The sequence below is a fragment of the Klebsiella sp. BIGb0149 genome, from assembly GCF_004362605.1.
In the GTDB taxonomy this organism is placed as follows: Bacteria; Pseudomonadota; Gammaproteobacteria; order Enterobacterales; family Enterobacteriaceae; genus Klebsiella; species Klebsiella terrigena.
On sequence record NZ_SNYG01000007.1, the window covers coordinates 118,669 to 138,206 of the forward strand.

The window sequence follows — 19,538 nt, forward strand, 5'->3', positions numbered from 1 at the left end:
ACCTCTTTGTATTTACAGGAAGTGGCAGAATTTACCCACAACGCCCAGGACGACGGTGAGCGCGATGAGGCGCAGCGGGCTCCAGCCGCGACGCACCAGCCAGAACATGGCCAGGGTATAAACCAGCGGTAGAAACGCCGGCATCAGCTTATCGATAACATCCGTTTGCAGTTTCACCACCGCATCACCCGCGGTAATTTCCAGGGTGGTGCTGAGGCGAACATAGGTTGCCACCAGCGCGCCGATCACCGTCATCCCGACGATTGACGCCGCATGCCCGACCTTTTTGGTATTGGCTTTAATTAACGGTATCGCCGCCACGCCCATACGATAAGCGTAGTGTGCCAGGCCAAAGCGCAATCCGAGATGCACCACGTTAAACAGCACAATAAACACCACCGCGCCGAGAATAGAACCCTGCAGCGCAAGGCTGGCACCAATGCCGCCGCAAATCGGCAGCAGCGTCAGCCAGAACATCGCATCGCCAATCCCGCCGAGCGGGGCACCGACGGCGATTTTGGTGCTCTGAATGCTGTTGACGTCCTGCTTGGAGCGCTCCATCGCGAGGATAATGCCGATGACAAAGGTCACCAGGAACGGGTGGGTGTTGAAGAAGCCCATATGGCCTTTCATGGCACGTGCCAGGTCGCGCTCGTTGGTGTGGATCTTTTTCAGCGCCGGCAGCAGGCCATACAGCCAGCCGGACGCCTGCATACGTTCGTAGTTGAACGAGGCCTGCAGAAGCATGGAGCGCCAGGCGACGCGGTTAATATCTTTTTTCGTCAGCTCCGCACCGAGGGTCTGGTCTTCGTAGACGTTTTCATTCACGCCGGAAAGCAGCGTCCCTTCGGATGTGGAGACGCCTGGCAGAGTGGTTTGATTAGATGCCATCTTCGAATTCCTCTTTCTGTGCCGCCGGCGCAGCCGGTTCTGGAGATTTGCGCAGCAGGTCAATGAGCGCCATAGCCAGCGCCGCGGCGGCAATCGCCAGTACCGGTAGCTTCAGCCACGCTGCGGCCACAAAGCCGATGATAAAGTAGGGGATATAGACGTTTTTCATCATGATTTTCAGCAGCACGGCGAAGCCGATAGCCGGCATGATGCCGCCCGCCACGCCGAGGCCGTCAATCAGGCGCTCCGGTAGCACATCAATGGCGGTTTTCGCATGTTCCGCCCCGAAAAAGATAGGCAGGAAGGCGCAGAGAAAATAGAAGGTCCCTAACGCCAGCAGGGCCAGATAGTTCACCCGCTCAATACCCCTGGTATCGGCGTTTGCCGCCATGCGGTCGCAGCGGGACATCACGCCGGACATTACCGAGAACAGGAAGGTGATTCCCATCTGTACCGCGACGGCGAAGGGGACGGCGACGCCGACGGCGACATCAGGCTTCACGCCGGTGGTAATGGCAAAGGTGGTACCGACGATAGTACCGATAATCACGTTTGGCGGCTGGGCACCCGCCAGCGGGGCCAGCCCCATCCAGACCAGCTCCAGCGTGCCGCCGGTTAAAATACCGGTATGCAGATCGCCCAAAATCAGGCCCACCAGCGGGCCGAGGACCACCGGACGGTGCATATGGGTTAACCCGTTGAACATATCCAGGCCGGCAATAAAGGCAAGAATACCTAATGCAAAAGCCTGCAACAGACTGATTTCCATTATGAATCCCTCAGAGTAGTTTAAAGAGATCCAAAGCGGGTTCTGTTGGAACGCCCTGAACGAAGCATTCCACCCCGGCGGCCTTGAGGCCGTTAAACGCGGCAATATCGTTCGCGTCTACAGAAACCGTTTTGGCAATATGCTGTTTGCCATTGGCGTAGTGCATATTTCCTACGTTGATCCGCGTGACGGGAACCCCGCCCTCCACCAGCCTGAGGAAGTCAGCCGGTGTTTTACAGACCAGCAGAATTTTTTGCCTGTCGGCCGCGCGGTGGATATTTTCAATCACTTTTTGCAGCGACCAGAAGCGGACGGCGATCCCCTCCGCCAGCACCATCTCCATCAGATTTTGCTGTACCGAATCTTCAGCAACCTCATCGTTGGCCACCAGCACCAGGTTCGCTCCCGCAAATCCAACCCACTGGACGCCCACCTGGCCGTGGATCAAACGTTCATCAATACGACTTAAGACAATGTTTGGCATCGCGTTTTCCTCTTCGTTGTTATGCGTTATGGGACGTAACGCCCTGACAGGCAGCGTGGTACTGCTGCAGTATGTCCTGAATATGGTCGATGATGAGCTCCCGCGGTGTTGCCTTGAGATCGCCCTCGCGAACTTTGATGTACTGCAACGGCATATACTGGCTGATGAGCGGCAGCGGAATCGGCCAGTCGGCAAGATTGCGCACCAGGCGTGCAAAGGCCTCATCGATCTGGCTGTCCGGCCAGTAGTAGCGGACGCGGTCGGAGTAGCTGTAGCCGCGCGCCAGGCGCCGCGCATTGCCGTCACCGTGATAGTGGTTTTGCCAATATTCCGGGCGATCGAGCATGACGTTTTCCAGCACGTGACGCAGGCCGGAGCACGCTTTCGCGGGCAGGAGTTCTTCCTCTATCGCCGCCAGCGAGAACAGCGCTTCGCGCAGGGCGAAGGTGAGCGCCGGGCCGACTTTGAGAATGGCAAAGTGATCTTTCACCAGCTGACGAAGCGCCTGCGGCGTCTGATAGTCCGTGGAGTGGGCTTCAAATATCAGGGTGTCATAAGCTTCCACCATTGCGCTCAGCGCGACGGCTTCCTGCGGCTGATAGTCGATAACGTTGATATGATCGAATTCGACGCCGGGCTGAACCACCAGGCCGATAATGCGCGGCCAGATATGGCTCAGCCCCTGCTTTGCAAAGGCATGGCGATGCGCTTCCAGCGTCGTGCGCGCCGCATCAGGCGTGGTGACCTGCAGTTCGGTAAGCGTTTCATGGGCGCCGCCTGGGACGGGCACTTCGGTACCGATCGCGTAGACAAGGTCGGATTCGCCAAAGTGCTCACGACAGGTCTCTTCTGCAATCTTTGCCAGTCTGGCGGCGCGATCGGCGACGATCTCATCGGTTAACGGCAGCGGATCGCCCTCGCAGGACATGCTGCAATCGAGATGGATCTTCTTAAAGCCGGCGGCGACGTAGCTTTTAATGAGATCGTCGGCATTGGCCATCGCCTGCGCGGCGGGCTGGTTTTGCCAGCGGTTAGGGCCGAGATGATCGCCGCCGAGGATCAGCTGCGACTGGGGAAAATCGAGCGAACTGGCAAGCTGGCAGACGAAGCCGCGGAAGTCAGTGGGCGTCATGCCGGTATAGCCACCGAACTGATCCACCTGATTGGAGGTGGCTTCGATCAGCAGCGGAGCCTGCTGGGCCCGGGCGTAACGAATGGCCGCTTCGAGTACCAGTGGATGCGCGGAACAGACGGCATAAATCCCGCTTGTGCTCCCTCGTTTATGCTGTGCCACCATTTCTGTAAGATGTTTCACTTTCCTCTCCATTTCGGATGGTAATGACATTAATCTTTCGTTTTGTTTCATTTAATACTGCGTCATGGTGCTGTAAAAATAAAACGAAAGATAATAGTTTTCCGATCTGTTTCACAAAAGAAACATAATGAAAGGTTTCAGCGTCAAGGTATCTCCCCCTTAACCGCGTTGCGGGGCTTGCATTCCGCTAAAAGAAAGGTGTTAATAGGCAAATCGAAATGAAATGAAAGATTAGTTTAGGGAATGCTTATGAGTGGCACCGATTCTTCCATAGAGAAGCGCCTCGCCGGGACCAGCGAAAGGCGAGAGCAAATTATTCAGCGGTTGCGGCAGCAGGGAAGCGTGCAGGTTAACGATCTTTCCCTTTTGTTTGGTGTCTCCACGGTTACGATCCGCAACGATCTGGCGTTTCTGGAAAAGCAGGGCATTGCGGTTCGTGCCTACGGCGGGGCTCTGATTTGCGATAGCAGTACGCCGGGCGTGGAACCTTCTGTTGAGGATAAAAGCTCGCTGAATACCGCGGTAAAGCACAATATTGCCAAAGCGGCCGTTAAGCTGATTCAGCCGGGCCACCGCGTCATCCTTGACTCAGGCACCACCACGTATGAAATAGCTCGCCTGATGCGCCAGCATGCTGATGTGATTGTGATGACTAACGGCATGAACGTCGGCAATGCGTTACTGGAGGCGGAAGGAGTAGAGCTGCTGATGACCGGGGGCCATCTGCGCCGCCAGTCGCAGTCGTTTTATGGCGACCAGGCCGAGCAGTCTTTACAGAATTACCACTTCGATATGCTGTTTCTCGGCGTGGATGCTATCGATCTGGAACGTGGTGTCAGCACGCATAATGAGGATGAAGCCAGGCTCAATCGCCGGATGTGTGAAGTGGCGGAGCGTATTATTGTCGTGACGGACTCCAGCAAGTTCAACCGTTCCAGCCTGCATAAAATCATTGATACTCAGCGTATTGATATGATTATCGTCGATGAAGGCATCCCTGCAGAAAGCCTGGAAGCGCTACGTAAGCATGGAATAGATGTTATTTTAGTGAATGCCTGAAGCGTCATTCTGCAGCCCTCTCCTGAAGCAGAGAGGGCTGACCCTGCCGGGGATCAGGTTACCGGCGCCGGGTTAAACACCGCCAGCTGGTTATGCAGCCCCCACTGGTCTGAGAAGGTTTTCTTCCGGCCGCTGGCGACGTCAAGAATAAACTCAAACAGCTTCAGGCCCACGTCTTCGATAGTCTCTTCGCCGGTGGCGATAGTCCCGGCGTTAATATCCATCAGATCGTACCAGCGGTTCGCCAGCTCGGTGCGGGTTGCCATTTTAATGACCGGCACCGCGACGAGGCCGTACGGCGTACCGCGGCCGGTGGTGAACACCTGAACCGTAATGCCGGATGCGACCTGCTGGGTACCGCAAACAAAATCGCTGGCGGGCGTGGCGGCAAATATCAGCCCGCGCTTCGTCGGACGCTGGCCCGGCGATAGCACTTCGACAATTGCGCTTTTCCCCGATTTAGCGATAGAGCCCAGCGCCTTTTCCACCACGTTGGCGAGGCCGCCTTTTTTATTTCCCGGGGAGGGGTTGGCGCTGCGATCGGTTTGGCCGAGATCGAGATAGTTATCGTACCAGGCCATCTCTTCGAGCAGGCGTTTACCGACCTCCTCGTTCACTGCGCGTGGCGTGAGCAGATGAATGGCGTCACGGACTTCGGTGACTTCTGAGAACATCACCGTCGCGCCGCAGCGTACCAGCAGGTCGGAGGCATAGCCGACCGCCGGGTTGGCGGTGACGCCGGAAAACGCGTCGCTGCCGCCGCACTGCATGCCGACCACCAGCTCGGACGCCGGGCAGGTTTCGCGCTGGCGCTGGTTGAGCTTCGCCAGGTGACGCTCCGCAACCTGCAGAATATCGTCGACCATGGATTGAAAACCCACGTGATGCTCATCCTGCAGCCGCACGATGCTGGCGCTATCAACGGCAACGGGCTGAACATCTTCCGTCCCCTGCAGCAGGCGCTCCGGCTGCAGCTTTTCGCAGCCCAGGCCAACAACCATTACCTCGCCGCCAAAATTCGGGTTCAACGAGATATTGTGGATAGTGCGGATAGGCACCACGGCCGCCGGCGCGTTGATGGCGACGCCGCAGCCGTACAGGTGATTGAGTCCTACCACGCCATCGACGTTCGGATACTTCGGCAGCAGATCGCGTTCGATGATTTTGACCACGTAATCGACAACCCCGGCCACGCAGTGCACGCTGGTGGTGATGCCGAGCAGATTCTTGGTCCCGACGCTGCCGTCAGCATTGCGATAGCCTTCAAAGGTATAGCCTTCAAGCGCGGGCAGCGCCTGCGGGACTTTGGTCGCCAGCGGCAGGGTATTCAGCGGCGGTGCGCTGGGTAGCTCTACCGTGGACTCGTCAATCCAGCTGCCGCGCGCGATATCGCGGACGGCGTAACCGATGACTTCGCCATAGCGAATGATTTCGCCGTGAACCGGAATATCCACCAGCGCCACCTTATGGCCCTGAGGAATATGTTCAATCAGCTCCAGCCCGCCCGGGAAACAACTTCCCGCTTTCAGGCCATTATCATTGACAATAATTGCCACATTATCGGTGTCGTGTACTTTAATATAAAACGCGCTGGGCGATTGTTGTCTAATTTCGATCTCGGCCATTGTCCAGTATTCTCCAGCCAGGTGGGGATAATAAAATAGTTAGCTCTATATAAAATATAATTGAGGATGTTCTCAGTATTGTGGAATTAGAATGTCAGGAGTTAGCGATCAAAAATGTGACGGCGATCACTCATTATCGCGATAGCCGCGCCAGCAGCGGCATCAAAGCGTAAATATGTGCATTAGCGCCCATTATTATATGCATATGTGCAAAGTAATATTTATATAACCCTCATTAATTGTGCTTTTGCACAATGCGCGGCCGATGCCTGCTGTTTATACTGAATGACGATTTCATTACGCCAGACTGGCTATTTGATGTTTGTTTTTATTTAAAAGACATCTTTAGCATAACGCTTAAATAATAATAAAATAACTTCTCGAGCACCTGAGGTAAATAAAATGATACTTGATACGGTTGAAGGAACAAAAAAAGGTTTCCCCACCCGATATTTAATTTTGCTGATAATCTTTATCGTCACCGCCGTAAACTATGCCGACCGCGCAACGCTCTCCATTGCCGGAACCGCAGTAGCAGAAGAGCTTCAGCTCAGCGCCGTGTCGATGGGATACATTTTCTCCGCTTTTGGCTGGGCCTATTTGCTGATGCAAATCCCCGGCGGCTGGCTGCTCGATAAGTTTGGCTCGAAGAAAGTCTACACCTACAGCCTGTTCTTCTGGTCGCTGTTTACCTTCCTGCAGGGCTTTGTGGACGTATTTCCCATCGCCTGGGCCGGGATTTCGATGTTTATTATGCGGTTTATGCTGGGCTTTTCTGAAGCGCCGTCATTTCCGGCTAACGCCCGCATCGTTGCGGCCTGGTTCCCGACCAAAGAGCGCGGTACCGCCTCCGCTATCTTTAACTCTGCGCAATATTTTTCCCTGGCGCTGTTCTCGCCTCTGCTCGGCTGGTTAACCTTCGCCTGGGGCTGGGAGCACGTGTTTACCGTGATGGGGGTCATCGGTTTTGTCCTCACCGGCCTGTGGGTAAAGCTGATTCATAACCCGACCGACCATCCGCGGATGTCAAAGGAGGAGCTGAAGTTCATCTCTGACAACGGCGCGGTGGTGGATATGGACCATAAAAAGCCCGGCGGCAATACCGCCAGCGGTCCGAAACTCCACTATATCAAGCAGCTGTTAACCAACCGCATGATGCTGGGCGTATTCTTCGGCCAATATTTTATCAACACCATCACCTGGTTCTTCCTCACCTGGTTCCCGATTTACCTGGTGCAGGAAAAGGGGATGTCGATTCTGAAAGTGGGGCTGGTGGCATCCATCCCGGCGCTGTGTGGTTTTGCCGGCGGCGTGCTGGGCGGCGTGTTCTCTGACTATCTGATTAAACGCGGCTTTTCTATCACGCTGGCCCGTAAGCTGCCTATCGTTCTCGGCATGCTGCTGGCTTCAACCATTATTCTGTGTAACTACACCGATAACACCGCGCTGGTGGTCATCCTGATGGCGCTGGCGTTCTTCGGCAAAGGCTTTGGCGCCCTCGGCTGGCCGGTCATTTCTGATACCGCACCGAAAGAGATTGTTGGTCTGTGCGGCGGGGTCTTCAACGTATTCGGTAACGTGGCCTCCATCGTTACTCCGCTGGTCATTGGTTATCTGGTCAGCGAGCTGCATTCATTTAACGCAGCGCTGGTGTTTGTCGGTTGTTCAGCTCTGATGGCGATGGTTTGCTACCTCTTCATTGTTGGCGACATCAAACGTATGGAACTGCAAAAATAATTCACGGTTAAGTGACAAGGTATAAGCGATGAATAACGATATCTTCCCGAACAAATTCAAGGCAGCGCTGGCTGCGCACCAGGTGCAGATTGGCTGCTGGTCTGCGCTGGCAAGCCCCATTAGCACCGAAGTCTTAGGCCTTGCGGGCTTTGACTGGCTGGTGCTGGACGGCGAGCATGCGCCAAACGACATTACGACCTTTATCCCACAGCTGATGGCCCTGAAGGGCAGCGCCAGCGCCGCGGTTGTGCGGGTCCCGACCAACGAGCCGGTGATTATTAAGCGCCTGCTGGATATCGGTTTTTACAACTTCCTGATCCCGTTTGTGGAAAGCAAAGAAGAGGCGGTGAACGCGGTGGCCTCCACCCGCTATCCGCCGGAAGGTATCCGCGGGGTCTCCGTTTCTCACCGCGCCAACATGTTTGGCACCGTGCCGGACTACTTCGCGCAATCCAACAAAAACATCACCATCCTCGTACAGATTGAGAGCCAGCAGGGCGTAGATAACGTCGATGCCATCGCGGCAACCGAAGGCGTTGACGGCATTTTTGTCGGCCCAAGCGACCTGGCCGCGGCGTTGGGCCATCTCGGCAACGCCTCTCACCCTGACGTTCAGCGCGCGATTCAGCAGATTTTTGCGAGTGCGAAAAAGCACGGTAAGCCGAGCGGCATTCTGGCGCCGGTAGAGGCCGATGCGCACCGTTATCTGGAATGGGGCGCCACCTTTGTTGCCGTCGGCAGCGACCTGGGCGCATTCCGCTCCGCCACGCAGAAGCTTGCGGATTCTTTTAAAAAATAACCCTCGGGATCAAAAGAGAGAGAACGTTATGACGATGAAAGTTGGTTTTATTGGCCTGGGCATCATGGGCAAGCCTATGAGCAAAAACTTGCTGAAAGCCGGTTACTCGCTGGTGGTTTCCGATCGTAATCCTGAAGCGGTTGCTGAAGTGATGGCTGCCGGGGCAGAAACGGCGGCTACGGCGAAGGCGATTGCCGAGCAGTGCGATGTGATTATCACGATGCTGCCGAACTCCCCGAATGTGAAAGACGTAGCGTTGGGTGAAAACGGCATCATTGAAGGCGCGAAGCCGGGCACCGTACTGATTGATATGAGCTCCATCGCGCCGCTGGCCAGCCGCGAAATTAGCGAAGCGCTGAAGGCGAAGGGCGTGGATATGCTCGATGCGCCGGTAAGCGGCGGCGAGCCGAAGGCGATCGACGGCACGCTGTCGGTGATGGTCGGCGGCGATAAGCCTATCTTCGATAAATACTACGACCTGATGAAGACGATGGCCGGCTCGGTCGTGCACACCGGCGAAGTGGGGGCAGGCAACGTGACGAAGCTCGCCAACCAGGTGATCGTCGCGCTGAATATTGCCGCGATGTCTGAAGCGCTGACTCTCGCCACCAAAGCGGGCGTCAATCCGGATCTGGTGTATCAGGCTATCCGCGGCGGCCTGGCGGGGAGCACCGTGCTGGATGCGAAGGCGCCGATGGTGATGGATCGTAACTTCAAACCAGGCTTTCGCATCGACCTGCATATTAAGGACCTGGCCAACGCGCTGGATACATCCCACGGCGTGGGCGCTCAGCTGCCGCTGACGGCGGCGGTGATGGAAATGATGCAGGCGCTGCGTGCCGATGGTCTGGGTACCGCCGACCACAGCGCGCTGGCATGCTATTACGAAAAACTGGCGAAAGTGGAAGTCACTCGCTAACAAGAAGGGCGTGAAACGCGCCCTGTAATTCTTGCCTTGCGCGGCACTGTCAGGCTACATAACTATGAAAATCGTAATCGCCCCAGACTCTTATAAAGAAAGCCTTTCTGCCATTGAGGTAGCTCAGGCAATAGAAAAAGGATTTCGGGAAATTTTCCCCGATGCGGAGTATGTTTCCGTCCCGGTTGCCGACGGTGGTGAAGGCACCGTTGAGGCCATGATTGCCGCCACGCAGGGCGCTGAATATACCGCTCTGGTTACCGGGCCGTTAGGTGAAAAGGTGAACGCCAGCTGGGGAATGTCCGGCGACGGTAAAACGGCGTTTATCGAGATGGCGGCCGCCAGCGGACTGGGCCTGGTTCCGCCGGCGCTGCGCAATCCGCTGCTGACGACATCGCGCGGGACCGGCGAGCTGATTCTCCAGGCGCTGGATCATGGGGCGAAAAATATCATCATCGGCATCGGTGGCAGCGCCACTAACGATGGCGGCGCTGGCATGGTGCAGGCGCTAGGGGCCAGCCTTCGCGATGCTAACGGCAGCGAGATTGGCAACGGCGGCGGGAGCCTCGCCAGCCTGAATGCCATCGATCTCCGCGGTCTGGACGCCCGGCTGCAGGAATGTGCCATCCGCGTAGCCTGCGACGTGACCAATCCGCTAACTGGCGATGTGGGTGCCTCGCGTATTTTTGGCCCGCAGAAGGGGGCGAGCGAAGCGATGATCCTCGAGCTGGATCGCAATCTTGAACACTATGCCGATGTGATAAAAAACGATTTGCGCGTGGACGTGAAACAGGTGGCGGGAGCCGGCGCCGCCGGAGGCATGGGGGCTGCGCTGATGGCGTTCCTCAATGCTGAACTGCGCAGCGGGATCGAGATTGTCACCCAGGCGCTGAATCTGGAAGAGCATATCCTCGACTGCTCGCTGGTAGTGACCGGCGAAGGGCGGCTTGATAGCCAGAGCATCCACGGCAAGGTGCCGGTCGGCGTGGCGAGCGTGGCGAAGAAGTACCATAAGCCGGTGATTGGCATTGCCGGCAGCCTGACCCGCGACGTTGGCGTGGTGCATCAGTTTGGCATCGACGCGGTATTCAGCGTGCTGACCAATATTACGACGCTGGAGGAGGCCTTTCGCGGGGCATCGGACAATATTTATCGCGCGTCGCGCAACATCGCCGCGACATTGCGGGCCGGGATGGCGATGGAGGGATGACAACCGGCAGCAAACCCTCTATACTTCGCGCCGAAGCTGACCAGACAGTCGCCGCTTCGTCGTCGTCCTCCTTCGGGGGGAGACGGGCGGAGGGGAGGAAAGTCCGGGCTCCATAGGGCAGGGTGCCAGGTAACGCCTGGGGGGGAAACCCACGACCAGTGCAACAGAGAGCAAACCGCCGATGGCCCGCGCAAGCGGGATCAGGTAAGGGTGAAAGGGTGCGGTAAGAGCGCACCGCGCGGCTGGTAACAGTTCGCGGCACGGTAAACTCCACCCGGAGCAAGGCCAAATAGGGGTTCATAAGGTACGGCCCGTACTGAACCCGGGTAGGCTGCTTGAGCCAGTGAGCGATTGCTGGCCTAGATGAATGACTGTCCACGACAGAACCCGGCTTATCGGTCAGCTTCAACTCTTCAGAAAACCCCGCCTCGGCGGGGTTTTTGCTTTCTGAACAAAGAATGAAGCAGAAAGAAAAGGATGGGACAGAAGGCGAATGACTGTCCACGACGCTCTTCATGAAAAGAACGCGGCTTAGCGGCCAGCTTCAACTCATTCGACAAAAACCCCGCCTCGGCGGGGTTTTGCGCTTTCTGCTGCCGGATATGGCTTATCAAAGCCGCACGGCGGAGGTAAAAATGGCCTGGTCAGGCGGGATAAAGCAGAGTCGGCCCCGGCAGGAGCCGATTTTTGGCATCAGGCGGCGTTTTCTTCATCCTGAAGTCGTATCTCCGCATCGGCGACGATAGCCTCCAGCTCGCTCAGCATCTCTTCGTAGCCAAAGCCGACGACGTTGGTTGTTTCCGGCAAGGTCGGCTGAATCGGCGATGCGGTCTTCTTCGGTTTCTTCTTACTCACTGATAAGCTCCATGACTCCCGTTTTTACACCGGTAAATCTATCAGTAAAGCGCGCAAAGGCGTATCGGCAACGAGGGTAATGTTAGCTTCATCACGAATAAAGGCGCCATCGCCGCAGGTCAGCGCCTGCTTTTCCTCTTCATGCGCGACGGCGTGCACGGTCCCGTGAATAGACTGCAGATAGGCGCGCGGTCCGTGAAGCTGCACGTTAATCCTCTCGCCTTTCGCCAGATCGAGATGATGGATCCAGACCTGCTGGCGTAGCTGCAAACTATCCTGCGCCCCGTCCGGTGAGGCCAGCAGCTGCTGCGGACCCTCGGTGATACTCATCTTCTGTACCAGCGGATTTTCGCGCTCCGGGCAGGCGTCCAGCCACAGCTGCATCCGCGTGAGCGAACAATCTTTACTCAGATTATGCTCGCTATAGCTGACGCCCGGCTGGGTCGAAATCAGCAGCGCTTCGCCGGCTTTGGCCTGCACGTGGTTGCCGTCGCTATCGCGGTACTCCGCTTCCCCTTCCAGGATCAGGTTCAGGATATCGACCTTCGGGTAGGTACGCGGCTGAAACGATGCGCCCGGTGCCAGAACTTCCTGGTTGAGCACGCGCAGGGAGGCGTAGCCTAACAGTTTAGGGTCGAAGTAGTGTCCAAAGGAAAAGGTGTAGCGGGCCTGCAGCCAGCCGAAATCTGCTTGTCCGCATTGTTTGGCTGTTCGGGTAGTAATCATTGTCTTGACCTCTCTTTACACTAAAACAATGGTAAAGGTATGGACGCTGTATTGTTAGCCAGATATTCTGCCCGGTATATTCAAATTTCCTGAACGAGAGTGCTATGGCCAGAGAGAGAGCATTAACGCTGGAAGCGTTGCGCGTAATGGATGCGATCGACCGGCGCGGGAGCTTTGCCGCCGCGGCTGACGAGCTCGGACGCGTCCCTTCTGCACTTAGCTACACGATGCAAAAACTGGAAGAGGAGCTGGACGTGGTGCTGTTTGACCGCTCCGGTCATCGAACAAAATTCACCAACGTCGGCCGCATGCTGCTGGAGCGCGGACGGGTCCTGCTGGAGGCGGCGGATAAGCTCACCACCGATGCCGAAGCGCTGTCCCGCGGTTGGGAAACCCATCTGACCATCGTCACCGAAGCGCTGGTGCCGACCAGCGACTTTTTCCCGCTGATTGAAAAGCTGGCGACCAAATCCAACACGCAGCTCTCGGTGATTACCGAAGTGCTCGCCGGCGCATGGGAGCGCCTGGAGCAGGGCCGGGCGGATATCGTCGTTGCGCCGGATATGCATTTTCGCTCTTCGTCGGAAATTAACTCGCGTAAGCTCTATTCGGTGCTGAACGTCTACGTTGCCGCGCCGAATCACCCTATTCATCAGGAGCCGGAGCCGCTTTCCGAAGTCACGCGGGTGAAGTATCGCGGCGTGGCGGTAGCGGATACCGCGCGTGAACGTCCGGTGCTGACGGTGCAGCTGCTCGACAAGCAGCCGCGTTTAACGGTCAGCACCATTGAAGATAAGCGCCAGGCGCTGCTGGCAGGGCTGGGAGTGGCGACCATGCCCTATCCGCTGGTGGAGCAGGATATCGCCGAAGGGCGCTTACGGGTTGTCAGCCCGGAATATACCAATGAGATTGACATTATTATGGCCTGGCGCCGCGATAGTATGGGCGAGGCCAAATCCTGGTGCCTGCGGGAAATTCCCAGACTGTTTACCGGGAAGTAAATCAGCGCTGCGCACCGCGCGAAGGCGGTGCGCATAATGAGCTATGAAAGGGGTTTTGGGTCGGGCCCGAAGCGGTTATTTCCGGGCGTTCCGCTTTGGCAATTGAAGACCAGAATCGCTAGCCAGCCGATGACCGGGATCAGCAGCAGCAGTAGCCACCACGCCGAACGGTCCGTGTCGTGCAAACGCCGAAACTGCACCGCCCACCATGGCAAAAAGATCAGCACGCCGTAAATCGTCGTCAGGATGCCTTCGCCCCCCGCTCGCTGCCAGCCCAGCATTTTATCGATAACGCTGAGCACGCCGGTGAGGATGATATTGACCAGAATAAACATCCAGTACTCTTTACGACGGGCGCGACCGCCAAAGCCAATATAGTTTCTTATTACCTGTAGATACCAGTCCATGTCTATGCCTCGATTAGCCGTCAATCACTTGTTTTTAAAGCGATCGTAATAAGAATAGACGGGAATGAAAGGCGGGTAAATATCGCGGCTGTGAAATTTCAGGCGCCGCTGGGGGCGCCCGATATATCAGCGGAAAAGAAGGTCACGGCCGTGCGGCTCATGCAGATCCTGCTGCGGACCGACGGAGATAATTCCGGTCGGATTGATGGTTTTATGGCTGCGATAGTAGTGGTTGCGAATATGGCCAAAATCGACGGTCTCGGCAATGCCCGGCATCTGGTAGATGTCGCGCAGGAAGCCGTACAAATTAGGATAATCGCTGATGCGCCGCTGGTCGCACTTAAAGTGGGTGACATACACCGGATCGAAGCGCACGAGGGTGGTCCACAGACGAATATCGGCTTCGGTTAGCTGGCTGCCGGTCAGGTAACGGTGCTGGCCGAGGATCAGCTCCAGGCGTTCCAGCGAAGCAAATACGCCATCAACGGCTTCATCATAAGCCTGCTGGCTGGTGGCGAACCCGGCTTTATAAACGCCGTTGTTCACGCTGTCGTAAATCCAGCCGTTCAGCTCATCGATGTTCTCGCGCAATGCAGGCGGATAGTAATCGCCGGCCGTCGCCCCAAGCCCGTCGAAGGCGGTATTGAACATACGAATAATTTCAGCTGATTCGTTGCTGACGATAGTTTGCTGCTTTTTATCCCACAGTACCGGCACCGTCACTCTCCCGGTATATTGCGGATCGGCATGCAGATAGAGCTGATAGAGAAACTGGTGCTGATACAGCGTATCGCCGGTGGCGTCCGGGAAGCTGCTATCGAACGTCCAGCCGTTCTCGAACATCAGAGGATTGACGACCGAGACGGAGATAAACGGCTCCAGGCCTTTTAGCTTGCGCAGAATCAGGGTGCGATGCGCCCAGGGGCAGGCGAGGGAGACGTACAGATGATAGCGATCTTTTTCGGCAGCGAAGCCGCCATCGCCGCTCGGCCCGGGTGCGCCATCGGCGGTCAGCCAGTTGCGGAAGGCCGAAACGGAACGCTTGAATCGTCCTCCGGTGGATTTGGTGTCATACCAGGTATCGTGCCAGACGCCGTCGACTAATTGTCCCATTGTTTCCTCCTTCAGACTGTAGATAGCAAAAGCGAGGAGATATCTCCTCGCTTTTTGATTCAGTATAGTGTGCTTACCATTTTTTATTCAGCACGCGGTCGATGCTGAATGCGCCTGGACCGGTGATAGCCAGCAGCAGGAAGCCGCCTGCGATAGTCAGGTTTTTCATGAACATCAGCGAGTTCACGCCTTCAGCAAAGTTGCTGTGGAACAGGAACGCGGTCAGCAGGGTAAAACCGGCGGTGAACAGCGCGGTCGTACGGGTCAGGAAGCCGAACAGGATGGCCAGGCCGCCGCCGAACTCAAGCAGAATGGTTAACGGCAGTAATGCACCCGGGACGCCCATCGCTTCCATGTATTGCTGAGTGCCTGCATATCCGGTGATTTTTCCCCAGCCTGCGGTGATAAACAGGATTGGCATCAGGATACGTGCTACCAGTACACCAACATCTTCTAATTTTTTCATTTCTTACTCCAGAAAACCCAAAGGGCGGCGGTTTTGTTTTTTGGTGCAATCCTGCGTAGTTACGCGGGGTTGCTGTCGATGGAGTGAATATTAGCGAGACGTTGAGGGAATTGTTAGCAAGGAAAACTGTAGATCTTTATCAAGAATTCTGAGCAACTGCCCGGGAGACAGGCAAATAAAAGGACCGGTTAAGGTCCTGAGAACAAAGCAGGTGGGGAACTCAGCGCGGTGCGCCTTGGCGCGATGATTGCTGGCGCAGCAGGCCTCTGACCATGCGCCAGGTACTCCAGGCACCGACGCCGCGCCGGGTCCAGCGCAGAAGAAAGCGAGGATGGCGAACGGACCAGATGGCCATGATGCCGCTGCCGACCATCGCCCACGAGCGCAGGTTTTGCAGCGTCAGCCAGCCTCGGTCGAGCGGGGCGGTGGCCGCCAGCCAGTCGCGGCGGCTGGCGGTTAGATCCAGCCGCTGCTGCTGGATCTGGCGCAGCAGAAGCGTCTTGCGCCGCTCACGTTCCTGTTGACTGCTCACGGTTAATCATCCTCCAGCAGCGCTCTGTCGTTAGCCAGCTCCGTGCGGGTATGACGCAGGAACGTCGAACGCCGGGCCTTGCGTAGCGTCCAGATACCGCCGATCAGCGAAGCGAGCAGCAGCACAGCGGTAGTGGCTATCATGACGTTCAGGCGATACTGCGGATCGACGGCCCAGATAATGAGCACCAGCAGGCTCATTAAGCCGAACGCGGCGAACAGCAGGGTCAGCCCCAGCATCAGGAACAGCTGGAAGAGGTTAGCCTTCTCTTCTTCCAGCTCCACGACCACCAGACGCAGACGCGTTTCCACCATTTCAACCAGCAGCGATACGATGCGCTGGCCGATGCCGAAAACGCTCTGACCCGGTCCTTGCGTGCGTTGAGAGTCCGCCATAATTAGCGACGCGTCAGCAGGACACCCAGCACCAGCCCAACGGCTGCGCCAATACCTACGCCGGTCCACGGATTTTCGCGAACGTACTCGTCGGCGCGCGCGGCGCTTTCACGGGTCTGCCTGACGATAGCATCGCCGGTTTCACCCAGGCGTACGCGGCTCTCTTTCAGCGCGCTTTCTGCTTTGCTACGCAGCTTGCCTATCTCTTCCTTCGATTTATCCGTGGAGGAGTTCAGCACTTCTTCCAGGGTATCAGCCAGAGTCTTCAGTTCTGCACGCAGGTCGTCTGCAACGTTATCTTTAGGCATCTTTCTCTCCTGTAGAGTGGTCCATATACATACTAGTACTCACGTGACTCAAGCGCTTTCAGCTCTTGCTGCGCTTCATCAAGCTTATGCTGGCGCTTGCTGATTTTCTCAGCATCGCCTTTCTGTTCGGCTTCGCGCAGATCGCGCTGACGCTCGTTAATCTCTTCCCGCTGTTTAGCGATTTTTTGCTGATGATCGGCTTTAAGCTTACTGTCGCTACAGTGGGCCTGAACTTCACGCAGCGCCTTATTGAGGCCATCAATACGGTTCTGATTGTGATGTTTCTCGGCATAGCTAATCTCCCGCTGGATATCCTGCTCTTTTTCCTGACAGGGGGAGATGGCAAAGGCGCTGGAGCTAAGCGAAGTTAAAACCAGGATCAAAGCGATGCGGTGTTTCATGGATGCTACCTTCCATTGTGTGAGGGCATATCCGTAGGATAGACCCGATCCAGTTGATTAACGTCAGCCCGGTGGCTCCCGCAGTCTTAAGCATAGTAAGGAAAACAGGAAATCACCAAACTGCGTGAAAATATTCAGAATTTTGGAAATTATCCAAACCTGTGTGGCGTATCGCGCAGGCGGGAGAGCCATGCTGTCGGGGTGTTATCTTCCTCCAGCAAAGCAATAATATAGCCGTGCGGCAGGGCGCGTCCCAGCACTTCTTTCGCCGCTATTCCCTGGGCGCTGGAATCAAATTTGATCAGCAGGCCATCTTTTTGCGGCGTGATGCTTTTAAAACGAATGCCGTTGGCATCAAGATGGTGCCAGACGGAAAAACCGTCCGGCATGCCAACATCCTGACTTACGGGGTGGATAGCGAGGGTGGCTTCCTGCTGTTGCGCCGCCAGCCACAGCCAGAACAGAGCGCACAGCAAAAGTGAACCGCCCAGCATCCAACCCAACTTACGCAGAGAAGGGCGTTTTTTAACCATCATCAGCCCCGACTTCTGTGTTTTTTCTTCCACATCACCACGAGCGAGCCGATTAAGCCAAATACCAGCAGCACCACCGGCAGCAGCATCAGGCAGGACATGAGCTGATCTTCATATTTCAGGAATACCGGCGTTTTGCCCAGCAGGTAGCCCAGAGAGGTCAGAATCAGTACCCACAGCAGGCCGCTCATCCAGTTAAAGAACTGGAAGCGCGCGTTGTTCAGCCCCGAGATGCCGGCAATCGTCGGCAGCAGGGTACGAACGAAAGCGATAAAGCGGCCAATCAGCAGTGCGGAAAGCCCGTGCTTATGGAACAGATGGTGCGCGCGCTGATGGTAGTGCGAGGGCAGATGCGAAAGCCAGTTCTGCACAATCCGCGTGTTGCCTAGCCAGCGGCCCTGAATATAGCTCAGCCAGCAGCCGAGGCTGGCGGCCGTTGTGAGCAGCAGCAGCGTTTCAGGGAAGCCCATTGCGCCCTTAGCAATCAGGACGCCAACCAAAACCAGCAGGCTATCGCCCGGTAAAAAAGCGGCCGGAAGCAGGCCGTTTTCGAGGAATAAAATCATAAATAAGACGAAATACAGCATGCCAATCATGGAGGGATTGGCGAGAGTTTCGTAATCCTGGCTCCATAGAGCATTTAACAATTGGGTTAATAGTTCCATTCACGATTCCTGGTACATCGGTTAACGGTACGTCTGAACGCAGTGTAAATATAGCGACATAGGTTGTTATTGGATTATGGTCGCTGCTGATGCGGTCTGAACGGATCCCTGTCTGGCATCATCTTCTTCAGGTCGTTCCAGGCTACTTTTGCGCGGAAAAACCAGCCCCACGTTGCCGGGTTTTTCTTTCTTTGCCCTCTGAACGCACCCTGAATTGTTTTGTGCATCAGATAAACATAAGCAAATGTGGGCTACAGAACGACGAAATGCATCTAATTGTAACAAAACCGCTGACTTTACGGCAGATAAATTGCAGTTTGTTGCTTGTTGATTTTGCTGATTGCGGCGGCGAGTGGCGAGTGTCTTTACACAGGCTGACACTATAGATGTTTGCTTACTTGGTCAGGATGGCGGGCAGACGCTGGGCGCCGGCCCGGAATGAGGATAATCGCTTATTTTACGCCGTTGGCGGCGGTATCGAGGTGAACAACCGGATTTTCCGCAAACAGGTAGCGATCGGCGTTGAATTCAAAATCATCGCTGGTTTCGTTGAACAGCATCAGTTTGGTATTTTCCAGATGCTGCCACATCGCCAGCTTCGCAGCGTGCGGATCTTTACGAATCAGCGCTTTAAGGATCTGGTCGTGATCGTCGCACCAGCTATCGACGGTGCGGGTGTCGATATGGTCGTGCAGCTTTTTCCAGTAGGGGTTGTGCACGCGCTGGGTCCACATTTTTTCGACAATTGCCGCAAGGGCGGAGTTCTGGGTCGCCAGCGCAACCTGAACGTGAAACTGGAGGTCCCACTCGGAATCGCGGAAGCACTTCTCTTTGCGCGCGTTCTCCTGGATCTCCATAAGCTTCATGATGTCCTGCTTGGTCACCTGGGTGGCGGCAAACTCGGCGATATTGCTCTCAATCAGCTGCCGGGCCTGCAGCAGCTCAAACGGGCCGTAGTTGGCGAACTCCAGGGTCTCGTCGATGGGCTGCTGGTGCTTCGGATGATTGGAGATAACGTGAATGCCCGAGCCTTTGCGCACTTCCACATAGCCTTCGACTTCCAGCATGATAATGGCTTCGCGAACCACGGTACGGCTAACGCTTTTCTCGTCGGCAATAAACCGCTCTGCGGGCAGCTTATCGCCCACCAGGTAGACACCCTGTTCAATACGTGCCTTCAACTCTGCGGCCAGCTGTTGATACAAACGACGTGGTTCTGTGATTTCCATATTCGCTCCCGGAAGATGGCGACAATATTGGATTTGTTATACCACTTTTACGCGCATCCCACCACTGCCAGGCATGAAAAAGCCGCCTTTATAGAGGCG

General features: G+C 56.0%; 23 protein-coding genes and 1 other RNA gene. 7 read left to right on the forward strand and 17 right to left on the reverse strand.

All coding sequences use genetic code 11. The features are described from left to right. Positions 1–12 precede the first annotated feature (12 nt). Genes agaE through kbaZ form a run of 4 tightly spaced genes read right to left on the reverse strand, consistent with a single transcriptional unit; the run spans position 13 to position 3,459 of the window. Complete coding sequence (agaE, locus tag EDF75_RS21855) at positions 13–891, reverse strand: PTS N-acetylgalactosamine transporter subunit IID (protein WP_123708928.1); 879 nt, start codon at positions 889–891, stop codon at positions 13–15. Next, positions 881–1,660, reverse strand: coding sequence for a PTS N-acetylgalactosamine transporter subunit IIC (agaW, locus tag EDF75_RS21860; RefSeq protein WP_041147363.1), 780 nt, complete (start codon positions 1,658–1,660; stop codon positions 881–883). The genes agaE and agaW overlap by 11 nt, the downstream gene beginning before the upstream one ends. Before the next feature lie 10 nt (positions 1,661–1,670). Continuing rightward, on the reverse strand, positions 1,671–2,144 hold the full coding sequence (agaV, locus tag EDF75_RS21865) for a PTS N-acetylgalactosamine transporter subunit IIB (protein ID WP_095099794.1): 474 nt from the start codon (positions 2,142–2,144) through the stop codon (positions 1,671–1,673). A gap of 19 nt (positions 2,145–2,163) precedes the next feature. Further along, positions 2,164–3,459 (reverse strand): tagatose-bisphosphate aldolase subunit KbaZ, encoded by a 1,296-nt coding sequence (gene kbaZ / locus EDF75_RS21870; protein ID WP_243733548.1) that lies wholly within the window; start codon positions 3,457–3,459, stop codon positions 2,164–2,166. 249 nt (positions 3,460–3,708) lie between these two features. Here kbaZ and EDF75_RS21875 point away from each other — a divergent pair, with 249 nt between their 5' ends. Then, positions 3,709–4,518 (forward strand): DeoR family transcriptional regulator, encoded by an 810-nt coding sequence (locus EDF75_RS21875; protein WP_045856682.1) that lies wholly within the window; start codon positions 3,709–3,711, stop codon positions 4,516–4,518. A gap of 53 nt (positions 4,519–4,571) precedes the next feature. Here EDF75_RS21875 and garD read toward each other — a convergent pair whose 3' ends face one another. After that, positions 4,572–6,143, reverse strand: coding sequence for a galactarate dehydratase (gene garD / locus EDF75_RS21880; RefSeq protein ID WP_133600856.1), 1,572 nt, complete (start codon positions 6,141–6,143; stop codon positions 4,572–4,574). Between the two features lie 402 nt (positions 6,144–6,545). Between garD and garP the strand changes: the two genes are divergently transcribed. The 5 genes from garP (at position 6,546) to rnpB (ending at position 11,219) form a co-directional block, all read left to right on the forward strand. Further along, positions 6,546–7,880, forward strand: a complete 1,335-nt coding sequence (gene garP / locus EDF75_RS21885) for a galactarate/glucarate/glycerate transporter GarP (protein ID WP_045856686.1) — start codon at positions 6,546–6,548, stop codon at positions 7,878–7,880. 28 nt (positions 7,881–7,908) lie between these two features. Further along, positions 7,909–8,679, forward strand: a complete 771-nt coding sequence (garL, locus tag EDF75_RS21890; RefSeq protein WP_133600857.1) for a 2-dehydro-3-deoxyglucarate aldolase — start codon at positions 7,909–7,911, stop codon at positions 8,677–8,679. Positions 8,680–8,707: 28 nt separating this feature from the next. Then, complete coding sequence (garR, locus tag EDF75_RS21895) at positions 8,708–9,598, forward strand: 2-hydroxy-3-oxopropionate reductase (protein ID WP_133600858.1); 891 nt, start codon at positions 8,708–8,710, stop codon at positions 9,596–9,598. A gap of 64 nt (positions 9,599–9,662) precedes the next feature. After that, a complete protein-coding gene (garK, locus tag EDF75_RS21900) occupies positions 9,663–10,808 on the forward strand; it encodes a glycerate 2-kinase (RefSeq protein WP_133600859.1) in 1,146 nt (381 codons plus the stop codon). Positions 10,809–10,840: 32 nt separating this feature from the next. After that, positions 10,841–11,219: RNase P RNA component class A (gene rnpB / locus EDF75_RS21905), an RNA gene on the forward strand. A gap of 282 nt (positions 11,220–11,501) precedes the next feature. Here rnpB and EDF75_RS27145 read toward each other — a convergent pair. After that, positions 11,502–11,663 (reverse strand): hypothetical protein, encoded by a 162-nt coding sequence (locus tag EDF75_RS27145; RefSeq protein ID WP_165973059.1) that lies wholly within the window; start codon positions 11,661–11,663, stop codon positions 11,502–11,504. A 24-nt stretch (positions 11,664–11,687) separates the two neighbouring features. Next, positions 11,688–12,389 (reverse strand): pirin family protein, encoded by a 702-nt coding sequence (locus EDF75_RS21910; RefSeq protein WP_041147353.1) that lies wholly within the window; start codon positions 12,387–12,389, stop codon positions 11,688–11,690. A 104-nt stretch (positions 12,390–12,493) separates the two neighbouring features. Between EDF75_RS21910 and EDF75_RS21915 the strand changes: the two genes are divergently transcribed. Beyond that, entirely contained in the window at positions 12,494–13,390 is an 897-nt protein-coding gene (locus tag EDF75_RS21915; protein WP_133600860.1) for a LysR family transcriptional regulator, read from the forward strand. A 41-nt stretch (positions 13,391–13,431) separates the two neighbouring features. On the opposite strand, the gene EDF75_RS21920 is transcribed toward EDF75_RS21915, so the two are convergent. The 10 genes from EDF75_RS21920 to exuR all read right to left on the reverse strand — a co-directional run bounded on the left by EDF75_RS21920 (position 13,432) and on the right by exuR (position 19,439). Further along, positions 13,432–13,797 (reverse strand): DUF805 domain-containing protein, encoded by a 366-nt coding sequence (locus EDF75_RS21920; protein WP_045856699.1) that lies wholly within the window; start codon positions 13,795–13,797, stop codon positions 13,432–13,434. Positions 13,798–13,923: 126 nt separating this feature from the next. Further along, positions 13,924–14,910: a glutathione S-transferase family protein gene (locus tag EDF75_RS21925; RefSeq protein ID WP_133600861.1), complete on the reverse strand. Its 987-nt coding sequence runs from the start codon at positions 14,908–14,910 to the stop codon at positions 13,924–13,926. Between the two features lie 73 nt (positions 14,911–14,983). Further along, positions 14,984–15,376, reverse strand: coding sequence for a DoxX family protein (locus tag EDF75_RS21930; RefSeq protein ID WP_004867955.1), 393 nt, complete (start codon positions 15,374–15,376; stop codon positions 14,984–14,986). Positions 15,377–15,596: 220 nt separating this feature from the next. Beyond that, positions 15,597–15,908 carry a YqjK-like family protein gene (locus tag EDF75_RS21935; protein WP_133600862.1) on the reverse strand — a complete coding sequence of 104 codons (312 nt, stop codon included), beginning with the start codon at positions 15,906–15,908 and terminating at the stop codon, positions 15,597–15,599. Between the two features lie 2 nt (positions 15,909–15,910). Further along, complete coding sequence (locus tag EDF75_RS21940; RefSeq protein ID WP_076946587.1) at positions 15,911–16,303, reverse strand: phage holin family protein; 393 nt, start codon at positions 16,301–16,303, stop codon at positions 15,911–15,913. 2 nt (positions 16,304–16,305) lie between these two features. Next, positions 16,306–16,611 (reverse strand): ElaB/YgaM/YqjD family protein, encoded by a 306-nt coding sequence (locus EDF75_RS21945; protein ID WP_041147347.1) that lies wholly within the window; start codon positions 16,609–16,611, stop codon positions 16,306–16,308. A 32-nt stretch (positions 16,612–16,643) separates the two neighbouring features. Next, positions 16,644–17,012, reverse strand: a complete 369-nt coding sequence (locus EDF75_RS21950) for a DUF1090 domain-containing protein (RefSeq protein WP_133600863.1) — start codon at positions 17,010–17,012, stop codon at positions 16,644–16,646. 149 nt (positions 17,013–17,161) lie between these two features. Continuing rightward, positions 17,162–17,548: an EnvZ/OmpR regulon moderator MzrA gene (mzrA, locus tag EDF75_RS21955; protein WP_185022523.1), complete on the reverse strand. Its 387-nt coding sequence runs from the start codon at positions 17,546–17,548 to the stop codon at positions 17,162–17,164. After that, a complete protein-coding gene (gene yqjA, locus EDF75_RS21960) occupies positions 17,548–18,210 on the reverse strand; it encodes a DedA family general envelope maintenance protein YqjA (RefSeq protein ID WP_041147345.1) in 663 nt (220 codons plus the stop codon). The genes mzrA and yqjA overlap by 1 nt, the downstream gene beginning before the upstream one ends. A gap of 452 nt (positions 18,211–18,662) precedes the next feature. Beyond that, positions 18,663–19,439, reverse strand: coding sequence for a transcriptional regulator ExuR (exuR, locus tag EDF75_RS21965; protein ID WP_045856712.1), 777 nt, complete (start codon positions 19,437–19,439; stop codon positions 18,663–18,665). Positions 19,440–19,538: the final 99 nt, after the last annotated feature.